This window comes from Streptomyces sp. NPDC034111 (assembly GCF_055575375.1).
Window position 1 is genome coordinate 1 of the sequence record NZ_JBVIST010000042.1, and the last position, 4,685, is coordinate 4,685.

Annotated in this window: 4 protein-coding genes and 1 pseudogene; 3 read left to right on the forward strand and 2 right to left on the reverse strand. The window is 65.0% G+C overall.

The annotated features are described in order from the left end of the window. Nucleotides 1-592 precede the first annotated feature (592 nt). Both ACZ55A_RS37030 and ACZ55A_RS37035 read right to left on the reverse strand, forming a co-directional pair. The gene (locus tag ACZ55A_RS37030; RefSeq protein ID WP_468849487.1) at nucleotides 593-1,135 is read right to left on the reverse strand and encodes a hypothetical protein; all 543 of its coding nucleotides are present in this window, start codon (nucleotides 1,133-1,135) and stop codon (nucleotides 593-595) included. Nucleotides 1,136-1,477: 342 nt separating this feature from the next. Then, nucleotides 1,478-1,744, reverse strand: coding sequence for a hypothetical protein (locus tag ACZ55A_RS37035; RefSeq protein WP_468849488.1), 267 nt, complete (start codon nucleotides 1,742-1,744; stop codon nucleotides 1,478-1,480). Between the two features lie 581 nt (nucleotides 1,745-2,325). Here ACZ55A_RS37035 and ACZ55A_RS37040 point away from each other — a divergent pair. The 3 genes and pseudogenes from ACZ55A_RS37040 to ACZ55A_RS37050 form a co-directional block, all read left to right on the forward strand. Next, nucleotides 2,326-2,617 (forward strand): annotated as a pseudogene (locus tag ACZ55A_RS37040) (transposase); the annotation flags it as partial. Nucleotides 2,618-2,831: 214 nt separating this feature from the next. Next, nucleotides 2,832-3,368 (forward strand): hypothetical protein, encoded by a 537-nt coding sequence (locus ACZ55A_RS37045; RefSeq protein WP_468849490.1) that lies wholly within the window; start codon nucleotides 2,832-2,834, stop codon nucleotides 3,366-3,368. Nucleotides 3,369-3,582: 214 nt separating this feature from the next. Next, nucleotides 3,583-4,563, forward strand: coding sequence for a helix-turn-helix domain-containing protein (locus ACZ55A_RS37050; RefSeq protein WP_468849492.1), 981 nt, complete (start codon nucleotides 3,583-3,585; stop codon nucleotides 4,561-4,563). The last annotated feature ends 122 nt before the right edge of the window (nucleotides 4,564-4,685 follow it).

Sequence of the window (4,685 nt, forward strand, 5' to 3'; positions counted from 1 at the left end):
CCGCTATGAACGCAAGGCCGAACACTTCCTCGCCTTCGTCGGCATAGCAGCGACCCTCATCGGCTACCGCCGCCTCACCAAGTGAAACGACGTCTAAGGCAACCCGCACAGTACTCGGTGACATCTGTCGGATCCGAGGCGCCTCGCGTGCACATCAAGTACAAGGAGACGGCGCAGAGCGGGCTGGAGATCACCATCATCGAGCGCTGAGTGAAGGCCCTGACCAGCACAGTTGTGTCCTTCGGTGTTGCCAGGGCCTTCCTTGCTTGCGCAACAGAAAGTCCCGCACATGTCCCTGGGGCAGATGCGAGAATCCCTGAAATTCCCTGTGATGTCCCTGACCCCGTGTCACCGCCGACGGCTTTGCCCGTTCCTGTGGTAGCTGGAAAAACGCTCAGACTACGTCACCGTCAGCCCGGCTACAGAGGGTCGGCCGTACGGTCGCCGGCGGGCGGCCCAAGCCAGCTCGCCTCGCCCTCCCGCCCGCCTTACCCGGGGGAACCCAGGCAAGGCTGGCGCTCCGCCCCTCCAGCTCCCCGCTACGCCACGTACGTGGTGTGGAGGGACTGGCATCGGAGCCAGCGCGATGCTTCTACCTGGCTGAGTGGGTGTAACAGAAGCCGATTACCTTGTAGCTCTTCCCGTTTCCTGCGTATTGGTGGCCGATCTTGAAGTACGCCTTGAACGACTTCACCTGGTAAAGGGGATGTGCCTGTAGTTTGCCGTACTTGCCGCGGGGGACCGTGTACGAGCCGGACATCATCATGGTTCGCGTCTTGGTCACGTCATAACCAACGGCTGTCGACAGCATTTCCACATCCACACTCGTGGTGGAGGAATAGGTGTTGCTGACGCTGGTGGAGTGCGTGAGGGTAAGGGTCATCGGCCCACGTCCGCGGACTTCCGATGCCACCTTCTTGCCGCACGTCTTTCCGCGGTTCTTGATGTGCTTGTATTCGAGGAAGTGGACGGGCCGAGAGGCGTGTTGGCTCGCGTTCGTGGCCTCGACCTTCGCGGCGGCCGTGTGAGGCGCTGCGCCGGCCGGCGCACTCGCTCCTACAGTTCCTGCGAGCAGGATCCCCGCCACCAATGACGCCCGCGCCATTCTGGCTGTCCTCTGATGCTGTGTCTTCATGCTTCCTCCCTGCGGAACGTGTGGGTTGGCCGAGATGATCTCTACTTCGTGATCTTCGGGCGACAAATTCCGCCCCGGTGAGCTGGCCGAACTGCAAGCACTCAGAGCCGCGCATGTCGCGCGGTCGTTGCCGAGCGGCCCGCGGGCGCGTGATGGTCCTTCTCCAGCGGCTCCTGTACGCCCGTACGGGCAACGGACGCGATCGACGGCCGTGATCACTTGATCCTCAGCGTGCCTTGGTTCAACGGCTATGTGCGTGACGGCCCCGACCGACGTGGCGGAATCGGGGCCGTCCATTTGCGGAAGTAACTGTCAGCGCATTGCCTGCGGCTGACCGTAGGCTCAGTCGTCAGCTAACCGACAGGCTGTGTCGGCGTGCCCATCCTTCACGCCTATGCCGATGAGACGTACGGTGCAGGCGATTCGATTCAAGCCACCGCCGTACGAGCCCGTCTTGCAATGGGCCTTGACCTTCGGGCCGACGACATAGCCCTTCTGCTTGAGGTACTTCTGGCATTGCGAGGAGCTGGCCTCGGCGGGGGAGGCCATGGCCAGAGAACCGGCGGCGAGGGAGAGCCCCGCAACGACAACAGCGATCGCACGCTTCACGAAATGATCACCTTCCTTAGTAGTGCATCCGACCCCGGCTAACGAGGCTTCGAGTGTGTCCCGCGCCTGTATGTCCGAGGATCCGTCACCGACCAGCCTGCCGGGGCCCTTGACGAAGGTCGTTAGCACTGGATCCACACCTCTGCGCAATCCCTCCACACTCCGCCCGATACACGGCGGTGAACCAGCCACCCGAGAAACGCCTCGGGATGGTTCAGCCTGCTCAGTCGAGTCGAGGGCGGCGAGTGCGGTCAGCTTGTCCGGGGACAGCTTTGCCTGACGGGTCTTGCTGTTCGACGGGAACCCCCCCGAGCGTCGCCTCGCTGTCGTCCCGCACCAGAACCGAGGGGTTGGTTGACCGCATCACCCTGCCGCAGGCCGGACGGACCCGGGTATGGTTCCCGACCTCGAACGGCATGCAGCTCGCCCCCGAGCGGACCGAGATGCGCGGGCACCGGCCCTCCAGGGCCGTGTCCGATTCGACCGCCGTGCGGCCAAAAGGCTGGCCACACGCTGACCGTGACCGAGACCGCGCTCGTCTTCCTCAAGCCCGTCCGCCACCGTCCGGGTCGGGGTGTAGTCGCATTCGTACAGCGCGTTCGCGGGCGCCCGGCGCGATCGTCACCGTCATCGACTCCCAGTCCGTGAAGGCCGCGGAGACTGTCGGGAAGGACTTGCGCGGCTGCGATGGCGCGAAGAGTATCGATGGCCACAAACGTATCTGGTCGTGGACACCAAGGGACTGCCGCTGTTCGTCCTGGTCACCCGGGCCGACATGACCGGCCGCGAGGCGGCGAGGGAAGTGCTGTTCCGGCTGCGGCTGATGCACCCGAGATCACGATCGTCTGAGCGGACTCCTGCTATGCCGGACAGTGACCGGCCGAGAGGCGCAGGTACGCCCCTCCTCCTCCGGCCCCGGATTCCCTCGCGCGCGTGCGCCCCACTCCGAGCATCCCCGGTTCCTCCAGCGCGGCCATGGCACTCTCCACCGCGCGGCAGACCACTGCGTCGACCTCGGCGCGGTGCCGCCCGACCGACGGCCGGAACTAGAGTTGTCGAGAGGGGTAGCGGTAACTACAGTTGTCGCATGACGTCGGTTGAGATCACCCCCGAAGAGCGGGCCGAACTGGGCAAGGCCCTTACAGATGCCCTCAACCCGCTCGCAGCGGCCATTCGCTCCCGCCAGTCAGGGCTGTCGACAGCCCGCATGTGGGAGGCGGACCCGGTTGATGTGACTCTGTCCGTCCTCGCCGCCTGGAAGGTGGTGGATACGGAGGTCAAGCAGCTGACGGCGCGCGCGGCGGCGACAGCCGGCTCCTACGGCGCGAACTACGAGCAGATGGGTGCGGTCTGGGGCATAACCCGCCAGGGCGCGCGCAAGAAGTGGCCCGACGCAGTTCCCCGTCCCGCAGCCGCGGCGGCGCGGACGGGCGCGGCGCTCGAACTCTTTGGCGGCACAGCCGAACTGGTGCAGGACCCGTCGTGCGGCGGCTGGGCCTGGGCGGGCGTAGGCGGGGACGGAACGCGCGGCGCCGCCGAGGACGGCATCTGGTGCGCGACGAAGGAAGAGGCCGCCGCTCGTGCCGGAGCCTTCCTGCGGGAGCATGCCGCCACCCTCTCGTAGTGCTCCAGCGAGGTTTCGCCCGGCTCATTACCGGGCCCTGGAATGAAAACAGGCACTCATGTTGGTCAGATACGCGATGCGAGTCGGCGGCGCACGGCTCTCTCCACCAGGGTGTCTATCTGCTGTGCATCGGCGATTGGTGAACTCCTGAACTTCCGTACCAGGGAGCAGGCACGTGCTGTTCAAGGCTCGTGAGGCAGCTGAGGAGGAAGAGATGCTTACCGAGAGGCTGTTCCGGACCCACGACTTACCGCCAGCGGACCGGTTCGACTGCTGGCGCGAACTGGTCAGTGGGATACATGCTCCGCTGGATTTGCGCAGTGACCACCGGGCGGATTTTCTGGCTTCACAACGTGTACTGAACCTTGGTGCCGTATCAGTGTGGCCGACGACGTTCCAGCCGGCGTGCTTTCGACGAACGCCCAAACTCATCCGTCAATCCGATCCGGAGGGGCTGCACCTCTCTCTGTCGCTGCACGGGGCATTGCGCGCCGTTCGGAGCAAGGAGGAGACCGTCCACGGTCCGGACAGCCTGTGCGTTGTCGATACGTCACAACCCGTCGACGTTCATGCGGGGGACGACTCATGGCCTCACACGGGAGTCGGGCTGGAGGTCCCCAAAGCTCTTCTGCCACTGCCTCGGCACACGTTCAACCGAGTCACCACAGTGCGACTGTCAACCCACGAAGGCTTTGGCGCCCTGCTGGCACAGCTGCTCACTCAGCTGGCGAATGACACCTCTCCCTACCAGGCGGCTGACGGGCCCCGGCTCGGGACAGTGGTGATCGACCTGCTGTCGGCGCTGCTCGCCCACGCCCTGGAAGCCGACAGCTCGCTCCCACCGGAAACTCACCGGCAAGCCCTCGTACTGCGCATCCGTTCCTTCATCCAGCAGCACCTGCACGACCCGCAACTAACCCCGTGCACCATCGCCGCCGCGCACCACATCTCCACCAGCTATCTCCACCGCCTCTTCCAGAACGAAGAGACCACCGTCGCGGCATGGATCCGCCGAAAACGCCTCGAACGCGCCCGACGAGAACTGGCAGACCCCACCTCGCGCACCATCCCCATCCACGCCATCGCCACCCGCTGCGGATTCCCACGCGCATCCGACTTCACCCGCGCTTTTCGCACCGTCTACGGCATGCCACCCAAGGAGTGCCGCCTCCAAGCCGAGCACCTCGCGGAGTAGACGCACCGTCAAATTGGCGTGTACTAGGACGCCGTTTCTGATGGTGTAATCGCTCGTTGAGCCGTGCATGACGGATCTGGTTGAGCGGTTGGTGCCGGACGAGTTGTGGGTGCTGTTCCGGC